An 18,887-nucleotide genomic window follows, 5' to 3' on the forward strand; every position below is an offset into this window, starting at 1 on the left:
GATTTTAGCTTCGAATAGTAAGGAATACTGAATGCGCTCTACCAATGCTATGACCAACCTGCGAACAATAGCGACATCAAAATGCTTCGTTGCTTTGCTGCTAATGATTTCTGTTATTTGGCTATTGTACCCCTTCGTTAATGGCTTGGGATGTAGCTATAGGTTTACTCATGATGGTGAGCTCAACTTGCAAAAAGGCAAATGCCGCTCGGGCGTGTTGTCTGTGTATATTGAAAATAAAGCCAGCGGGAGGGTCATTAATAAGACCATGCTTTGGGGTAAACGAGGGTCGGAGATTTACACGCTATTTATTAGTCAGAGAGAGGTAAAACCTGCAGTGGCCACCGATAATCAAGCACTGTATGCCGATACGTTTTATGATAATCAGCTGTTAATTGTTGGACTGTTGCTCGAGACAAAACAGCCTAATCAGTACATCTCTGTGTTTGATTACCCTTTTGATATCGGCTACGACATCACCTTGTTTGGCAAGACGAGTTTTTTTGATTAATACGAGAAGGTATTGAGTTTAGTTTGGTCGTTCTCAGGCGGGTCGTGGAAAACTTACCTGAGAACGTACTTTTCTATCCTGAAGGCGTACGCTAGATACTTACACCAATGTTACTGACTCCCTCTTCCTTAAGCTCAAGGCGAAGATCTTTAATCAGCTCTATATCACGCTCAGTGCAATCACGTAGTGGACGGAAAATAGCCCACTGAACATCCCATTCTTCACACACAGCTTCGTTTTCTTTTTGGTTCTCATTGGTGATTTCCACACCGGTTTCTGCTTGCTCAAGCTGAGCCACAGTCGCGACAGACTGTTGACTGATCTTAAGCGTTGATTCCAGTAAGTAATCACGATCGAGCAAACCATGCAGTAAAGTCGATAAGGCAAAACACGCATCAATCGCTGGATAGACGCCGTAGATATCAAAATCTTCTGAGTTCGGAATGACCTCTTCTAGCTTTTCTAGCTGCTTTTCGAAGTTGATTTTGGCGGTTTTCACCGTCAGCAGTTCCCATACAGCATCCAAAATATTGCGGTACACGCGCGCTTCAGCAAACTCGGTTTGCTCACAGAACATAGCGAAGTTGGGGTACATACGCTCGCACAAACAGGTCATAAAAGTGATATGCTGCCAAGGCTCAAATTTTTCGATACGTACCTGAATAGGGTTCTTTAACATGGTCGCTCTGCCGTAGTGAATATAGTCTGCGGAAGTGTAACCAAACGGATAGGGAATAGCCAGAAATGACGACGCAAAAGCATCGCTTAGCACTTGTGACGGACAACAATGAACACTACCTGCCACTGCTCGAAGCAAAACAACTGCCTGATTTGGAGATTATCTCTGAGTTGAGTAATGCCACTATTGTACTGGCAGCGCCGCCAAAGCTTGCTTCCGAACTCGATAGTGCTGAGCAGTTACAGTGGGTTCAATCTACCTATGCTGGCATTGATGCCTTACTTGGCGAATCTCTGCGTAAAGACTACAAACTCACTAACGTAAAAGGCATTTTTGGTCAGCAGATCAGTGAGTATGTGCTGGGTTACACCATCAATTACTTCCGTCATTTCGATCTGTATAAACAACAGCAGCAAAAACGTGACTGGCAGCCACACAGCTATCAATCGCTGATTGGCAAACGTATGGTGATTTTTGGTACGGGTGCGATTGGTAGTCATCTGGCGAATTCCGTCAAGGTACTGGGTATTGTGCCTATCGGTGTCAATCGCACCGGCATTCCTCCTCGCCAAAGTGCGTTTGCAGAAACTTTTCATATCAATGAAGCAGAAAAAGCGCTGGAGCAAGCGGATATTATCGTCAATACCTTGCCCAACACCCCGACGACAGATGGACTGTTCAATGAACAACTCTTTGCGGCCTGTCGTCATGCTTTGTTCTTCAATGTAGGTAGAGGCCAAACCGTTGATAGTAATGCCCTACTTAGTGCGCTGGATAAAGGTCACTTGGCCCATGCTTTCTTGGACGTATTTATCAACGAGCCTATTTCTCAAGAGTGCCCTTACTGGCACAACCCAAATGTCACCGTAACCCCACATATTGCTGCCATCAGCTTTCCTGAGCAAGTAGTCGAGATTTTTGCGGAGAACTATTTGCGCTGGCGTGATGGGTTTCAGTTGCAGAATTTGGTGGATTTTGAGCGTGGGTATTAAAAGGGGATGCTATAGCGTTATCAGGCATAACTCTCAAAAAAGTTGTCACTCCTGCGAAGGTAGGAGTCCTCTCAACGCACGCACTAAGCCTCAAATAGATTCCAGCCTTCGCTGGAATGACGTGAGTTGTGAATCAGTCATACTAAAGAACAGTCACACCACTCGCAGCTAGTGGAATGACGCAAGCTGTTGGTTTATCACACTCAAGATAGTCGTCACTCCTGCGAAGGCAGGAGTCTTCTCAACGCATGCACCAAGCCTCTAGTAGATTCCTGCCTGCGTAGGCGCACGGCTAGTGGAATGACGTATGCAGTAAGCCACCTGACACAGATAAACTATTTCGTAGGGTATTCTTCGAACATCTTGTGCACCTGCTCTTGCACAAACACATCTCTATCTGCGGGCTCCATGGTTTCCGTCAATTGGCGCTGTGACACCGAGCGCCACACCACATCGTTCGACTTGGCATCAATAAGTTCAACGCTTAGTTTACCGAACTTCTTCTCTTTCACTCGAGTTGGCGTCCTAACCCCTACTCCATAAGCACTGTTGTATCCACCTGACCCGATACCGAAACCAAAACTTGGCCCGTCCGCCAACAACTCTGTACCTTCTAGGATGTCATAATACACCAGCACATCGGCATCTTTATCCACCAGCGTCAGCCCTCGTAATGCCATTTCATTATCGACCGCTTTTTTGATGCGAGCTCCATCAAGGCTAACAGGATCTGCACTGTTTTCTTGATATTGATAGGTTTTGAATGCTGAGAAGTTAGTACTTGAGTCGTAATCCGTCGCCACATCAGAGGCGCAACCAATGAGAAAGAACAGCGAAGTAAGGAATGGGGTGACCGCTTTAAACATAGTCAGTCCTCTTAACGAGTGCCTCTGTTTAGCTTAGTCAAAAATAGAAAAAAAGCCGTCATCGACTTAAGATGACGGCTTTAAAACAACATTAACTTGATTTACTTGTGATACGGTTTAGATAACTCGTGCACCGCTTCAACAAATACACCTGCATTTTCAGGTGGCACATCTAGATGAATACCATGGCCTAAGTTGAAGACGTGACCAGTGCCACCATCACCGAAGCCTTCCAGAATGGTCGCAACTTCTTCACGAATGCGCTCTGGCTGAGCGTAAAGCATTGATGGGTCCATGTTACCTTGCAGTGCCACTTTGTCTCCGATACGCGCTTTAGCGTCCGCGATGTTAATCGTCCAATCTAGACCTACTGCGTCACAGCCTGTCGCTGCGATTTGTTCAAGCCACATACCGCCATTCTTAGTAAATAGCGTTACTGGAACGCGACGACCGTCGTTTTCACGTATAAGACCATCAACAATCTTGTGCATGTACTGAAGTGAGAACAAGTTGTAATCACGAGGTGTCAATACACCGCCCCATGTATCAAATACCATAACCGATTGGGCACCCGCTTTAATTTGCGCATTAAGGTACTCAATAACACTGTCCGCTAACTTATCCAGTAGTGCGTGCAGAATTTGTGGCTCTGCGTACATCATCTTTTTGATCTTAGTGAAGGCTTTCGAACTGCCCCCTTCAACCATGTATGTCGCCAGCGTCCAAGGACTGCCAGAGAAACCGATAAGTGGTACATCGCCATTCAAGTCTTTACGAATTTGACGTACTGCATTCATGACATATTGCAGCTCGCCTTCTGGATCAGGTAAACCAATTTTGTCGACGTCTGCTTTGCAAGTAATAGGACGTTCAAACTTAGGGCCTTCACCCGCTTCAAAGTGTAAACCTAAGCCCATCGCATCTGGAATAGTCAGGATGTCAGAAAACAGAATGGCAGCGTCGAGTGGGAAACGACGAAGCGGCTGTAGCGTCACTTCAGATGCTAACTCGGCGTTCTTACACAAAGACATAAAGTCACCAGCCACAGCACGTGTTTCGCGATACTCAGGCAGGTAACGTCCTGCTTGGCGCATCATCCATACTGGTGTGTAATCTACAGGTTGCTTTAACAACGCTCGAAGATAGCGATCGTTCTTTAATTCCGTCATTCTTTTTTCTCCAATTCGAAAGGCGTTAGTTTAACGCTAATCGTTGACCGTGTGCAGCCATAGATAACAATTCTTTTACCAAAATTTGAGGGCTATCCGGTCTTATGCTTGAACGCTCAAAAAAGAGTCACTTTGCAAGCCAGATCATATTATTAATGACCAATCTAATAGCGAATTTGCAACCCATTAATAGGAATGTTAAAAGTTTGTTTGCTAGCGAAAATTACAATAATACAACTGAGTATCACACTCAGCATCTCATAACGACATCTTACTTACCCCCTCCGCTTGCGGAGGGTTTTTTTTATCCTACTTAACTTGCTCTGCCGTGGCATTGATCAATGCTCGGGCAATGGTCCCTTCTGGTGCCACTAGAGGCAGTGCATTGGTTTCAAACCACTGCGCATCTTTCAGCTCGGAGAAGTCAGGTTTAATTTCACCACTCTCATAATCAGCCAAAAACGCCATCATCATGCTTGATGGAAACGCCCAAGGTTGGCTGCCGAAATAGCGAATGCTCCCCACCTTAATGCCCGTTTCCTCTTCCACTTCGCGTGCGACACATGTTTCTAGGGTTTCGCCCACTTCTAAAAACCCAGCAATCACGGTATACATGCCGCCTGCATGGCGATTATGCTGAGCTAATAGAATCTGCGACCCTTTGCGGACCGCCACAATAATGCATGGGAAAATTCGTGGATAATGTAGCGTTCGGCAATCTTGGCATTGCATAGCCAGTTGATTGTGATTGAGATGATTTCGTCCACCACATTGAGGGCAAAATCGCATCGACTGACTCATGTAGCCATATTGGATAGCTTTGGATAACTGGTAGAAAAGCGCCTCTGGTAAATGCAGTAACTCACGTAAAGAAGTAAGTGGTCGCTCACCGTCTAGGTCTGCATCATTGAGCCACATTACTGGTGTACCTTCAAACTCTCCAACCTGAATAGCCTGCGCCGCTGGGAGTTGAAATTGCTCCGCCGAACCTTGCGGCACCTCACCGTCTACAAGCCATAGTTCGTTCCCTGACACCACACACCAATAAGCTTGATGAATGTGGTTTTCACTTTTTTTTAACATCATGAATCCTCATTGCTTGCAGTTCGACCATTTTACTGGCAATCTAAATTCATACCAGCTAGAAAAACGAAATTCTAATTCTGGTACCATGAGAAACGACTTCTCAGTAACTCTTTGTCATTACAAAGCTAGAGACTGCCTTTTGCGGTCCCGATCATGAGGACATGGTCATGTTAAATAAATTCAAACAAGTACAAGAACAATGGGGTGGCTCCAGCGAAGTCATCGACCACTGGCTAGAAACTCGCCAAGCGCTTATCGTCGAATACTGTAAGCTTGGTTCTCTACAACCTTCTCAAGCTCAATCCAACGTCGTCGAGCTGCCTTCTCCTAAAGACATCGGTTCCTTTTGCGACCATCTTGTCGACTATATCTCTGAAGGTCATTTTAAGATCTACGATATGGTTATGGATAAGTGGAAAGCGACTGGCTTCAAGACCAACGATGAGATTGATGCCGCTTACGCCAAGATTGTCCTGACCACTGACCCACTGCTTGAATTCAACGATAAGTACAAGAAAGTGGATGATGAGATGCCTAGTTTCGAACAGGACATGTCAAAAGTTGGGGAGATCTTAGAGTTACGCTTTGCGGTAGAAGATAAGCTGATCCAACTGATTGCTGATAGTTTAGCGATTCCGCCAGGGGCATAGAGGACGCTGTTGTAAGCAGCAGTAGGCTTATAGCTTTGACAGGCCCGCAAGGTGGGTCTGTTCTGTTGCGTCTTCACCTTCTATATTATCGTCATCCTAGACTTTCATTACCCTTGCGAAGGCAGGGGTCTACTCACCACTAATACCAAGTCTCAGCTAGATTCCCATCTGCACAGAAATGGCAATAGAGCGAAAATTCAGATACAAAAAAGGCGCCTTTCGGCGCCTTTTGTCATTTCTTTCTACGATTACTCGTCAGAAGAGAAACCTGCGTTTAGTAGCGCAGCTAGGTTATCCGTCGCTTGTTCAGCTGATGGACCTTCCTGAGCTTCGTCACGCTTAGCTTGACGGTCTTGGTGATACGCAAAACCAGTACCAGCTGGGATCAGACGACCCACGATAACGTTCTCTTTCAGACCACGTAGATCATCACGCTTACCAGATACCGCTGCCTCTGTTAGTACGCGCGTCGTTTCTTGGAACGATGCCGCAGAGATGAACGATTCTGTTGCTAGAGATGCCTTAGTGATACCTAGTAGGTCACGCTCAAAACGTACAAGTTCTTTGCCTTCAGCTTCTAGCTGACGGTTTGCGATCTTAACGCTTGAGTATTCAACCTGCTCGCCTGGTAGGAACTCAGAGTCACCTGCATGCGTGATTGTACACTTACGTAGCATTTGACGAACGATAGTCTCGATGTGCTTATCGTTAATCTTTACACCCTGTAGACGGTATACTTCTTGAACTTCGTTCGCGATGTATTGAGTCACAGCGTGAATACCACGCAGACGTAGAATGTCATGCGGAGTTTCTGGACCATCAGCGATTACGTCACCACGCTCAACGCGCTCACCTTCGAACACGTTTAACTGACGATGCTTAGGAATCATCTCTTCGTAGTTATCGCCACCATCACGAGTGATGATTAGACGACGCTTACCTTTCGTCTCTTTACCGAATGAAACGGTACCAGAGTGCTCAGCAAGAATTGCTGGCTCTTTTGGTTTACGAGCTTCGAATAGGTCCGCAACGCGAGGTAGACCACCGGTGATATCTTTGTTACCGCCAGATTTTTGTGGGATACGTGCTAACGTGTCACCCACACCTACTTCTGCGCCATCTTCGATGTTCACAATCGCTTTACCTGGTAGGAAGTAAAGTGCTGGCATTTCTGTGCCTGCGATCATTACGTCTTTACCATGCTCATCAACAAGTTTGATAGCTGGACGCATATCTTTACCTGCTGCTGGGCGAGCGGCTGCTTCTGTTACTTCGCTTGAAGATAGACCTGTTAGGTCATCTGTTTGACGAGAAACAGTTACGCCATCGATCATGTCTACGAATTGGATACGACCCGCTACTTCAGTAATGATTGGCAGCGTGTGCGCTTCCCAGTTCGCTACTGTTTCACCAGCTTGAACTGCATCGCCATCACCTTTAGTTAGCAATGAACCGTAAGGAAGTTTGTGCTTCTCTTTAGTACGGCCAAACTCATCGATAATCGTCATTTCTGACGCACGAGAGGTGATAACCAGTTTCTTATCTTTGTTGATAACAAACTTAGCGTTGTGAAGCTTCACAGAACCTGTGTTTTTCGCCTGGATGCTGTTCTCTGCTGCTGCAGTAGATGCCGCACCACCGATGTGGAACGTACGCATCGTAAGCTGTGTACCCGGTTCACCGATAGACTGAGCAGCGATAACGCCCACTGCTTCACCTTGGTTCACTAGGTGACCACGTGCTAGGTCACGACCGTAACACTGTGCACAACAACCGAAGTCTGCATCACAGGTAACTACTGAGCGCACTTTCATGCTATCTACAGAGTTATCTTCCATGATCTGACACCACTTCTCATCAATTAGAGTGTTACGTGGAATCAGAACATCTTCAGTACCTGGCTTAAGAACGTCTTCAGCAACTACACGACCAAGCGCTAGCTCAGAAAGTGCAACTTTAACGTCACCACCTTCGATATGAGGCATCATATCGATACCTTCGTGCGTACCACAGTCGTGCTCGTGAACAACTACGTCCTGAGCAACGTCTACTAGACGACGAGTTAGGTAACCCGAGTTCGCTGTCTTCAGTGCCGTATCCGCAAGACCCTTACGAGCACCGTGCGTTGAGATAAAGTACTGAAGTACGTTTAGACCTTCTTTAAAGTTCGCAGTGATCGGTGTTTCGATGATTGAGCCATCTGGACGAGCCATCAGACCACGCATACCAGCTAGCTGACGAATCTGAGCTGCAGAACCACGAGCGCCCGAGTCAGCCATCATATAGATGCTGTTGAATGACTCTTGTTGCTCTTCCGCACCTTCACGGTTAATTACCGTTTCAGATGAAAGGTTGTCCATCATCGCTTTCGCTACGCGATCGTTGGTCGATGCCCAAATATCGATCACTTTGTTGTAGCGCTCACCCGCAGTTACAAGACCAGATTGGAACTGTTCTTGAATTTCGCGAACTTCTTCTTCCGCTGATTCGATTTCGTCGTACTTCGCTTGAGGTACAACCATGTCATCGATACCAACTGATACACCAGATAGTGCAGCGTATGCAAAACCTGCGTACATCACTTGGTCAGCAAAGATTACTGTATCTTTCAGACCCAGCTTACGGTAAGCCTCGTTAAGTAGGTTAGAGATTTGCTTCTTACCTAGCTTTTGGTTTACCAAGCTGTATGGAAGACCTGCAGGAACGATTTGCCACAGCATTGCACGACCGATAGTCGTATCGACCATCTTCGTTTCTGTTGTGCTGTTGCCATCTTCGTCCACTACCGTTTCAGTGATACGTACTTTAACGCGAGCGTGTAGCTCTGCGCTCTTAGTACGGTATGCCTTCTCAGCCTCTTCAGGGCCAGCAAGGTACATACCTTCACCTTTCACGTTGATCTTTTCACGAGTCATGTAGTAAAGACCCAATACAACGTCCTGAGAAGGTACGATGATCGGATCACCTGACGCTGGCGACAGAATGTTGTTTGTCGACATCATCAGTGTACGAGCTTCAAGCTGTGCTTCTAGAGTTAGAGGCACGTGAACCGCCATTTGGTCACCATCGAAGTCCGCGTTATACGCCGCACACACTAGTGGGTGTAGCTGAATCGCTTTACCTTCGATTAGTACTGGTTCGAACGCCTGGATACCAAGACGGTGAAGTGTTGGTGCACGGTTCAATAGTACTGGGTGCTCACGGATTACTTCGTCTAGGATATCCCAAACGATCGCTTCTTCGCGCTCTACCATCTTCTTAGCTGCTTTGATTGTCGTCGCCATGCCACGAGTCTCTAGCTTGCTGTAGATAAATGGTTTAAATAGCTCTAGTGCCATCTTCTTAGGAAGACCACACTGGTGCAGACGAAGGTATGGACCTACTGTGATTACAGAACGGCCAGAGTAGTCTACACGCTTACCAAGTAGGTTCTGACGGAAACGACCTTGTTTACCCTTGATCATATCAGCAAGAGATTTCAGAGGACGCTTGTTCGAACCTGTAATTGCACGACCGCGACGACCGTTATCTAGGAGGGCATCAACAGACTCTTGCAGCATACGCTTTTCGTTACGTACGATGATGTCTGGAGCCGCTAGCTCTAGAAGACGCTTCAAACGGTTGTTACGGTTGATTACACGACGGTATAGATCGTTCAGATCAGACGTTGCAAAACGACCGCCATCTAGTGGTACTAGAGGACGTAGATCTGGCGGAAGAACCGGAAGCACAGTTAGGATCATCCACTCAGGGTTGTTACCTGATGCAATGAACGCTTCAACTAGCTTCAGACGCTTAGTGATCTTCTTACGCTTAGTTTCTGAGTTAGTAGACTCAAGTTCTTCGCGCATCATCTCTGCTTCAGCGTGCATGTCCATAGTGGCAAGCAGATCTTTGATCGCTTCTGCACCCATCTTAGCAGTGAATTCGTCACCCCATTCTTCTAGACGATCAAGATACTCTTCTTCAGTTAGCATCTGACCTTTTTCTAGATCCGTCATACCTGGTTCAGTTACTACGTACATTTCGAAGTAAAGAACACGCTCGATATCACGTAGCGGGATGTCCATTAGCAAACCGATACGAGATGGTAGCGATTTTAGGAACCAGATGTGAGCGACAGGAGACGCAAGCTCGATGTGGCCCATACGGTCACGACGAACTTTAGTTTGCGTTACTTCAACGCCACACTTCTCACAGATAACACCACGGTGTTTCAGACGCTTGTATTTGCCACAAAGACATTCGTAGTCTTTAACTGGACCAAAAATACGCGCACAGAACAGACCATCGCGCTCAGGTTTGAACGTACGATAGTTGATCGTCTCAGGTTTTTTAACTTCACCAAAAGACCATGAACGAATCATGTCTGGTGAAGATAGACCGATTTTGATTGCATCAAATTCTTCGGTCTTATGCTGTGCTTTTAGAAAGTTTAATAAGTCTTTCACAATCAGCTCCTGTAAGGAGTTTAAAAAGGTGCTCGCTTGGTCAGCAAACCTGCGCGAGCCCCTTTTCTACCAGATAATCCTGATGGATTATTCGTCTTCTAGCTCGATGTTGATACCTAGCGAGCGGATCTCTTTCAACAGTACGTTGAACGATTCTGGCATGCCAGGTTCCATGCTGTGGTTACCATCGACGATGTTCTTATACATCTTCGTACGGCCGTTAACGTCATCAGACTTAACCGTTAGCATTTCTTGAAGCGTATATGCTGCACCGTATGCTTCTAGTGCCCATACTTCCATCTCACCGAAACGCTGACCACCGAACTGAGCTTTACCACCAAGTGGTTGCTGAGTTACTAGGCTGTACGAACCAGTTGAACGAGCGTGCATCTTGTCATCAACAAGGTGGTTCAGTTTCAGCATGTACATGTAACCTACAGTTACAGGACGCTCAAACGCATCACCAGTACGACCGTCAAACAGAGTTAGCTGACCAGATTCTGGTAGATCACCCAGTTTTAGAAGTTCTTTAATAGACTTCTCAGACGCACCGTCAAAGACAGGTGTAGCAATCGGTAGACCGCCACGTAGGTTCTTAACCAGAGTACGTACTTCGTCATCAGACAGAGATGCAATATCAACGTTCTGACGAGTACCACCTAGATCGTAAACCTTCTGCAGGAATTCGCGGAATTTCGCTAGCTCTTGCTGCTCTTTAACCATCTGGTTGATCTTGTCACCGATACCTTTCGCTGCCAGACCTAAGTGAACCTCAAGGATCTGACCGATGTTCATACGCGAAGGTACACCCAGTGGGTTAAGTACGATGTCGACAGGTTGACCCTTCTCATCGTAAGGCATGTCTTCAACAGGGTTGATCTTAGAGATAACACCCTTGTTACCGTGACGACCCGCCATCTTATCACCAGGCTGGATACGACGTTTAACCGCTAGGTAAACTTTAACAATCTTAAGAACGCCAGGCGCTAGGTCATCACCTTGAGTGATCTTACGACGCTTAGTTTCAAACTTCTTATCAAAGTCTGCACGTAGCTCGTCGTACTGCTCTGCAAGTTGCTCAAGCTGAGATTGCAATGCATCGTCTTCTAGCGTTAGTTCTAGCCACTTCTTACGATCGATAGTATCTAGTTTAGCGTCAGAGTAACCACCTTGAAGTAATACAGCTTTCACACGGTTTAGAAGGCCACCCTCAAGAATCTGGAATTCTTCAGTTAGGTCTTTCTTCGCTTCTTTCAGCTGCATTTGCTCGATTTCTAGAGCACGCTTGTCTTTCTCTACGCCATCGCGAGTGAAGACTTGAACGTCAATGATGGTACCTGAAACAGAGTTAGGTACACGTAGTGAAGTATCTTTAACGTCAGATGCTTTTTCACCGAAGATCGCGCGTAGTAGCTTCTCTTCAGGAGTTAGCTGAGTTTCACCTTTAGGCGTTACTTTACCAACTAGGATGTCGCCACCCTTAACTTCAGCACCGATGTAAACGATACCTGACTCGTCTAGTTTAGACAGAGCAGACTCACCTACGTTTGGAATATCCGCTGTGATCTCTTCAGAACCCAGCTTAGTATCACGTGCCACACAAGAAAGCTCTTGAATGTGGATAGTCGTGAAGCGGTCTTCTTGAACTACGCGCTCAGATACTAAGATCGAGTCTTCGAAGTTGTAACCGTTCCAAGGCATGAACGCGATACGCATGTTTTGACCAAGCGCTAGTTCACCAAGGTCTGTTGAAGGACCATCAGCAAGAACGTCACCACGTGCTACTGGTTCACCAGGTAGTACAGTTGGGCGCTGGTTAATACAAGTGTTCTGGTTAGAACGCGTGTACTTAGTTAGGTTGTAAATGTCGATACCTGCTTCGCCAGGGATCAGCTCGTCTTCGTTAACTTTGATAACGATACGAGAAGCATCTACAGACTGAACTGTACCGCCACGTTTAGCTACTGCTGTAACACCAGAGTCAACCGCTACATTGCGCTCGATACCAGTACCAACTAGAGGCTTGTCAGCCTTAAGCGTTGGAACAGCCTGACGTTGCATGTTCGCACCCATCAATGCACGGTTCGCATCATCGTGTTCTAGGAACGGGATAAGCGATGCAGCGATAGATACTACTTGGTTTGTCGCAACGTCCATGTAGTTAACATGGTCGCGTGGGTGAAGACCAGATTCACCTTTTTGACGTGCAGTGATTAGCTCGTCAGCAAAAGTACCTTCTTCAGTTAGCGCAGCGTTAGCCTGTGCGATAACGAATTGGCCCTCTTCGATTGCTGATAGGTAATCAACTTCGTCAGTTACTACACCATCTACAACGCGACGGTATGGCGTCTCTAGGAAGCCGTACTCGTTACAACGCGCAAACGCAGATAGAGAGTTAATTAGACCGATGTTCGGACCTTCAGGTGTTTCGATAGGACATAGACGACCGTAGTGAGTTACGTGTACGTCACGTACTTCGAAGCCAGCACGCTCACGAGTAAGACCACCAGGACCCAATGCAGAAATACGACGCTTGTGCGTTACTTCTGAAAGCGGGTTGTTTTGGTCCATAAACTGAGAAAGCTGTGAAGAACCGAAGAATTCTTTAACTGCCGCAGAAATAGGCTTAGCGTTGATTAGGTCTTGAGGCATGATTGCATCAAGGTCACCTAGACTCAAACGCTCTTTTACTGCACGTTCAACACGTACAAGACCAACACGGAATTGGTTCTCAGCCATTTCACCTACAGAACGGATACGACGGTTACCTAGGTGGTCGATATCATCAACTTCACCAATACCGTTACGGATCGCGATAAGCTTCTTCATCACTTCGATGATGTCTTGCTCATCAAGCGTACCCTGCTCTAGGCCATCTTCACGACCGATAGAGCTGTTAAACTTCATACGACCAACAGTCGATAGATCATAACGCTCTTCAGAGAAGAATAGGCTTTCGAATAGTGCTTCTGCAGCTTCTTTTGTTGGCGGCTCACCAGGGCGCATCATGCGGTAGATTTCTACCAACGCAGAGATGCGGTCTACCGTGCTGTCGACACGTAGTGTGTCAGACATGAACGGACCGTGGTCTAGATCGTTCGTAAATAGAACTTCTAGTTTCTTAACGCCTGCCTGAGATAGGTTCGCTAATGCTTCTAGGCTGATCTCTTGGTTTGCACCAACGATGATCTCACCTGTCGCTTCATTGATGTAGTCTTTAGAAGCTACTTTACCTACGATGTACTCGACAGGTACTTCAATGAACTCAACGCCATCTTTTTCAAGTTGACGGATGTGACGAGCAGTAACACGACGACCAGTCTCAACATAAGTCTTGCCATTGGCTTCGATATCGAATGAAGCAGTCTCACCACGTAGACGCTCAGGTACCAACTCCATAAGTAGAGTTTGGTCTTTCACTTCGAAGTTTACTTTTTCGAAGAAGATATCGAGGATTTCTTCCGACGTCTTACCTAGTGCACGAAGAATGATCGATGCTGGTAGTTTACGACGACGGTCAATACGTACGTATAGGTTATCTTTCGGGTCAAACTCGAAGTCGAGCCATGAACCACGGTAAGGAATAACACGTGCGTTATAAAGAACTTTACCTGAAGAGTGAGTCTTACCCTTATCGCTGTCGAAGAACACGCCTGGGCTTCGGTGCAGCTGGGATACGATAACCCTCTCGGTACCATTGATAACGAAGGTACCATTGTCAGTCATAAGCGGAATTTCGCCCATGTAGACTTCTTGTTCTTTAATGTCTTTTACAGTACCTGCCGGTGCGTCTCTATCAAAGATAACTAGGCGCAGTTTTACGCGTAGTGGTTTTGAATAGGTAACGCCACGAATTTGACATTCTTTAACGTCAAATACTGGCTCACCAAGACGGTAGCTAACGTATTGCAGCTCAGAATTGCCGTTATAGCTCTGAATCGGAAATACAGAACGAAAAGCAGCTTCAAGTCCATATTGTCCTTCAGGATCCTGTTCGATAAATTTGTCGAACGAATCGAGCTGGATCGATAGCAGGTATGGAATGTCCAAAACTTGTGGACGAGTACCAAAGTCCTTACGGATGCGCTTTTTCTCGGTATAAGAGTAAACCATGGGGTTCCTCAGCTCGCTGATAAGTGACCCAAACTGCCCGTCCATCCTAGTTACTTAAGGTGGAGTATGGGGCAGTGACTAACAACTGTTTACTGTAGTGACGTTAACTCAAGCGTCGAGCAACGTTTTTTGCATGGTGCGTAGATGCTTAAACAGCAGGAAAATTCATCTACGCCCTACAGCGCAAAAAGGCCGGTGGTCAATAAACCACCAGCCATTAGCCTGTTAGGCTAAGAAATTAAGTAATAATTACTTAACTTCAACAGAAGCACCAGCTTCTTCTAGCTGAGCTTTAAGAGCTTCAGCTTCAGCTTTGTCAACGCCTTCTTTTAGAGGTGCTGGAGCTGAGTCTACAAGACCTTTAGCTTCTTTAAGGCCTAGACCTGTTGCGCCACGTACCGCTTTGATAACAGCAACTTTGTTACCGCCAGCAGCAGTTAGGATTACGTCGAATTCAGTTTGCTCAGCAGCAGCTTCGCCACCAGCAGCACCGCCAGCTACAACAGCAGCTGCAGCAGATACGCCGAATTTCTCTTCCATAGCTTCGATAAGCTCAACAACTTGCATTACAGACATTTCTGCAACTGCGTCTAGGATTTGCTCGTTAGTAATAGACATAACAATTCTCTTTTAAGTCAACAATAAGTTTATTTTGCAACCAGTAAAAAGCAAGCTGATTAAGCAGCTTCTTCTTGCTTCTGGTCGCGTAGTGCAGCGATAGTACGTACCAGCTTGCCTGCAGAAGCTTCTTTCATGCACATCATTAGGCGTGCAATTGCTTCGTCGTAAGTTGGTAGTGTCGCTAGTACTTCAGCATCAGTAACCGCGCCTTCAAATGCAGCAGCTTTGATCTCGAATTCTTTGTTCTCTTTAGCGAAGTCTTTGAAAAGACGCGCTGCAGCACCTGGGTGCTCGTTAGAGAATGCAAGTAGAGTTGGACCAGTGAAAGTGTCAGTTAGACACTCATACTCAGTACCTTCTACTGCACGGCGTGCTAGAGTGTTACGAACAACTCTCATGTAAACACCCGCTTCACGCGCTTGTTTACGTAGAGAAGTCATCGCGCCTACTTCAACGCCACGAGAGTCAGCTACAACTGCAGAAAGTGCACCACTGGCTGCTTCGTTGACTTCAGCAACAATTGCTTTTTTGTCTTGAAGGTTTAAAGCCATCTTGGATTTACTCCTGGTTGTTTTTACACCACCCGAAATCTTCACGATTTTGGGAGTTCATACGGTGCTTTTTCCAGAAGAAAGATAAACGTTAAGTTCAACTTCCTTTCAGTCTGGCACCATCTACGTAGGTATGATTAAGTTCTTTTCAGAACGCCTACGGTCTTGGACGGAGGCTAAATTCCCTAAGGAGTTTCAGCCCCAACCACAAATTTGATAGGCGCAAAATTATACATAATTTCTGCGCCTATGCAAGCAATTAAGCTTGAGTGTTTAGTGTAGATTGATCTACAGAAACACCAGCACCCATAGTAGTAGAGATGCTTACTTTCTTCAGGAAAGTACCTTTCGCTGAAGACGGCTTCGCTTTCTTAAGCGCAACTAGTAGAGCTTCTAGGTTCTCTTGTAGTTGGTTCGCTTCGAAATTCACTTTACCGATAGTAGTGTGAATGATGCCGTTTTTGTCGTTACGGTAACGTACCTGACCAGCTTTAGCGTTCTTAACAGCTTCAGCAACGTTAGGAGTTACAGTACCAACTTTAGGGTTTGGCATAAGACCGCGAGGACCTAGGATAGTACCTAGTTGACCAACAACACGCATTGCATCTGGAGAAGCAACAACTACGTCGAAGTTCATTTCGCCTTTCTTAACTTGCTCAGCAAGATCTTCCATACCAACGATGTCTGCGCCAGCTTCTTTAGCTGCTTCAGCGTTTGCACCTTGAGTGAACACTGCAACGCGGATTTCGCGGCCAGTACCGTGAGGTAGTACAGTTGCACCACGTACGTTCTGGTCAGATTTACGAGCATCGATGCCTAGGTTAACAGCAACGTCTACAGACTCAACGAATTTAGCAGTTGCTAGTTCTTTAAGAAGAGCTACAGCTTCGTTGATTTCGTATTCTTTAGTTACTTCAACTTTTTCGCGGATAACGCGCATACGCTTAGTAAGTTTTGCCATGATCTTAACCCTCTACCACTAGGCCCATTGAACGAGCAGTACCCGCAATAGAACGCTTCATCGCTTCAATGTCAGCACCAGTCATATCAGCAGCTTTAGTTTCTGCGATTTCTTGGATTTGAGCGTCAGTCACTGTACCCACTTTTTCAGTGTTAGGACGACCTGAACCAGACTTAACGCCAGCAGCTTTCTTAAGAAGAACAGCAGCAGGTGGAGTCTTAGTTACGAACGTGAAAGAACGGTCGTTGTAAACAGTGATAACTACTGGAGTCGGTAGACCTTTCTCAATAGATTCTGTTTTTGCGTTGAACGCTTTACAGAATTCCATGATGTTCACACCGTGTTGACCTAGAGCAGGACCAACCGGTGGACTTGGGTTTGCCATACCAGCTGCAACTTGCAGTTTGATATAAGCTTCAACTTTCTTAGCCATGATATTTCCTAATTTTGGGTTCAAACGCCATCCGAGTGGAAAGCTCCCCGTGTTTTGATAAAACTTTCTACAGTCAGTGCTGTAAAAAGGCGCGAAATTATAAGCATAATTCGCGCCCTATTCAACCCTAAAAAGGTGATTTTTTATACTCTTTAAAATCGAGTATTAGTCAAGCTTATCCACTTGACCGAATTCAAGCTCAACTGGTGTTGCACGACCAAAGATCGATACAGACACTTTTACGCGGCTCTTATCGTAATCCACTTCTTCAACAGTACCGTTGAAGTCAGCAAATGGACCTTCATTGACACGTACCACTTCACCCGCTTCGAACATTGTTCTTGGACGAGGAGCTTCACTAGCCTTCTCTAGACGATTTAGGATAGCGTCAGCTTCTTTATCAGTGATAGGTGCAGGACGGTCAGAGGTACCACCAATGAAGCCCATGACACGTGGCACACTGCGTACTAAGTGCCAAGACTCATCGTTCATGATCATCTGAACAAGAACGTAGCCTGGGAAGAACTTACGCTCGCTTTTACGGCGTTGGCCTGCGCGCATTTCCACAACTTCTTCAGTCGGTACTAGCACTTCGCCAAAGTACTCTTCCATTGCGTGCATTTTAATATGTTCGCGAAGAGACTGAGCCACACGTCCTTCAAAACCAGAAAAGGCTTGAACTACGTACCAGCGTTTTTTCGGAGCTTCACTCATGAATTAACACCCTCTATAACCCGGTTATGAATGCAACAAGACGAACCATAATGCCGTCGATACCCCATAACGCAAGCGCCATTACAATACTTACTGCAAGGACAATCAGCGTAGTTTGCATTGTTTCTTGGCGTGTAGGCCAAACTACTTTGCGAACTTCTACGCGAGCTTCACGTGCGAACGTGATCGCTGCCTTACCTTTTGTTGTTGTAGCTGCTACACCAAGTGCCGCAGCAATCAATACAACTACACCTGCAGCGCGAAGAACTACAGAAAGTTCTCCATACAGGTAATTACCCACAACAGCGGCGGCTAGCAGAGCAAAAGCGACAATCCACTTCATTACATCTGCTGCATTTGAGCTATCAGGAGTTTCAGCGTTTGCTTTCATAAAACCAACCTGTGACAAGTCTAACTAGACGACAACAACCCCGCTGCTGCAGGGCTTATTCCTTTAATGTTGATTAAATTTGAGTCAAACCAACATTTTAGCCAAAGGCTCAGGTAGAAATTACTTTCCAACTCAACCCTTAAAATCCTTTCTAAATTCATACAATGAGCAGTCACTGAATGAATTTTGCGCCTCTATATATAGTAGCGCAGAAAAAGGGCATCAAATGATGCCCTTTTTAGCATTGCTTAGTCAAATCTTATTCAAAGATTTTCCCAGAGCTTGCGACAATTCGAAGAATTAGTCGAAGATCTTAGCAACAACACCAGCACCTACTGTACGGCCACCTTCACGGATAGCGAAACGTAGACCTTCGTCCATTGCGATTGGAGCGATTAGCTCAACTTGCATTTGGATGTTGTCACCTGGCATTACCATTTCTACGCCTTCTGGTAGAGAGATGTCACCAGTTACGTCAGTTGTACGGAAGTAGAACTGTGGACGGTAACCTTTGAAGAACGGAGTATGACGGCCGCCTTCGTCTTTAGAAAGTACGTATACTTCTGACTCGAACTTAGTGTGTGGGTTGATTGAGCCAGGAGCTGCAAGAACTTGACCACGTTCAACTTCGTCACGCTTAGTACCACGTAGAAGTGCACCAACGTTCTCACCAGCACGACCTTCGTCAAGAAGCTTACG

Annotated in this window: 16 protein-coding genes; 3 read left to right on the top strand and 13 right to left on the bottom strand. The window is 46.1% G+C overall.

Annotated features, from left to right (window positions below; all coding sequences use genetic code 11):
* The first annotated feature begins 31 nt into the window (after positions 1–31).
* Complete coding sequence (locus MMA19_RS22155; protein ID WP_240207260.1) at positions 32–511, top strand: hypothetical protein; 480 nt, start codon at positions 32–34, stop codon at positions 509–511.
* A 91-nt stretch (positions 512–602) separates the two neighbouring features.
* Here the strand turns inward: MMA19_RS22155 and MMA19_RS22160 are convergent, their stop codons facing one another.
* A complete protein-coding gene (locus tag MMA19_RS22160; protein WP_006071293.1) occupies positions 603–1,190 on the bottom strand; it encodes a DUF416 family protein in 588 nt (195 codons plus the stop codon).
* 65 nt (positions 1,191–1,255) lie between these two features.
* On the opposite strand from MMA19_RS22160, the gene MMA19_RS22165 reads away from it, so the two are divergent.
* The gene (locus MMA19_RS22165; RefSeq protein WP_240207261.1) at positions 1,256–2,182 is read left to right on the top strand and encodes a D-2-hydroxyacid dehydrogenase; all 927 of its coding nucleotides are present in this window, start codon (positions 1,256–1,258) and stop codon (positions 2,180–2,182) included.
* A 335-nt stretch (positions 2,183–2,517) separates the two neighbouring features.
* On the opposite strand, the gene MMA19_RS22170 is transcribed toward MMA19_RS22165, so the two are convergent.
* From MMA19_RS22170 to nudC, 3 genes are all read right to left on the bottom strand, one after another.
* The gene (locus MMA19_RS22170) at positions 2,518–3,048 is read right to left on the bottom strand and encodes a DUF4136 domain-containing protein (protein WP_240207262.1); all 531 of its coding nucleotides are present in this window, start codon (positions 3,046–3,048) and stop codon (positions 2,518–2,520) included.
* 101 nt (positions 3,049–3,149) lie between these two features.
* Positions 3,150–4,217 carry a uroporphyrinogen decarboxylase gene (hemE, locus tag MMA19_RS22175; protein ID WP_006071299.1) on the bottom strand — a complete coding sequence of 356 codons (1,068 nt, stop codon included), beginning with the start codon at positions 4,215–4,217 and terminating at the stop codon, positions 3,150–3,152.
* 309 nt (positions 4,218–4,526) lie between these two features.
* A complete protein-coding gene (nudC, locus tag MMA19_RS22180) occupies positions 4,527–5,300 on the bottom strand; it encodes an NAD(+) diphosphatase (protein WP_240207271.1) in 774 nt (257 codons plus the stop codon).
* A gap of 164 nt (positions 5,301–5,464) precedes the next feature.
* Here nudC and MMA19_RS22185 point away from each other — a divergent pair, with 164 nt between their 5' ends.
* On the top strand, positions 5,465–5,953 hold the full coding sequence (locus MMA19_RS22185) for an Rsd/AlgQ family anti-sigma factor (RefSeq protein ID WP_031493852.1): 489 nt from the start codon (positions 5,465–5,467) through the stop codon (positions 5,951–5,953).
* 248 nt (positions 5,954–6,201) lie between these two features.
* Here the strand turns inward: MMA19_RS22185 and rpoC are convergent, their stop codons facing one another.
* From rpoC to MMA19_RS22230, 9 genes are all read right to left on the bottom strand, one after another.
* On the bottom strand, positions 6,202–10,404 hold the full coding sequence (rpoC, locus tag MMA19_RS22190) for a DNA-directed RNA polymerase subunit beta' (RefSeq protein ID WP_006071303.1): 4,203 nt from the start codon (positions 10,402–10,404) through the stop codon (positions 6,202–6,204).
* A gap of 87 nt (positions 10,405–10,491) precedes the next feature.
* Positions 10,492–14,517 (bottom strand): DNA-directed RNA polymerase subunit beta, encoded by a 4,026-nt coding sequence (gene rpoB / locus MMA19_RS22195; RefSeq protein WP_006071304.1) that lies wholly within the window; start codon positions 14,515–14,517, stop codon positions 10,492–10,494.
* A gap of 249 nt (positions 14,518–14,766) precedes the next feature.
* A complete protein-coding gene (gene rplL / locus MMA19_RS22200) occupies positions 14,767–15,135 on the bottom strand; it encodes a 50S ribosomal protein L7/L12 (protein WP_031493851.1) in 369 nt (122 codons plus the stop codon).
* A gap of 59 nt (positions 15,136–15,194) precedes the next feature.
* The gene (gene rplJ, locus MMA19_RS22205; RefSeq protein WP_038231063.1) at positions 15,195–15,689 is read right to left on the bottom strand and encodes a 50S ribosomal protein L10; all 495 of its coding nucleotides are present in this window, start codon (positions 15,687–15,689) and stop codon (positions 15,195–15,197) included.
* 259 nt (positions 15,690–15,948) lie between these two features.
* The gene (gene rplA / locus MMA19_RS22210; RefSeq protein WP_031496662.1) at positions 15,949–16,650 is read right to left on the bottom strand and encodes a 50S ribosomal protein L1; all 702 of its coding nucleotides are present in this window, start codon (positions 16,648–16,650) and stop codon (positions 15,949–15,951) included.
* 4 nt (positions 16,651–16,654) lie between these two features.
* Positions 16,655–17,083: a 50S ribosomal protein L11 gene (rplK, locus tag MMA19_RS22215; RefSeq protein ID WP_008078231.1), complete on the bottom strand. Its 429-nt coding sequence runs from the start codon at positions 17,081–17,083 to the stop codon at positions 16,655–16,657.
* 165 nt (positions 17,084–17,248) lie between these two features.
* Positions 17,249–17,797: a transcription termination/antitermination protein NusG gene (nusG, locus tag MMA19_RS22220; protein ID WP_031496663.1), complete on the bottom strand. Its 549-nt coding sequence runs from the start codon at positions 17,795–17,797 to the stop codon at positions 17,249–17,251.
* A gap of 13 nt (positions 17,798–17,810) precedes the next feature.
* Positions 17,811–18,188: a preprotein translocase subunit SecE gene (secE, locus tag MMA19_RS22225; protein ID WP_031496664.1), complete on the bottom strand. Its 378-nt coding sequence runs from the start codon at positions 18,186–18,188 to the stop codon at positions 17,811–17,813.
* Between the two features lie 300 nt (positions 18,189–18,488).
* Positions 18,489–18,887, bottom strand: a 399-nt coding sequence (locus tag MMA19_RS22230; protein WP_240207263.1) for an elongation factor Tu, incomplete at its 5' end; no start/stop codon positions are given.

The sequence above is a fragment of the Vibrio sp. CyArs1 genome (assembly GCF_022432925.1).
GTDB lineage: Bacteria > Pseudomonadota > Gammaproteobacteria > Enterobacterales > Vibrionaceae > Vibrio > Vibrio mediterranei.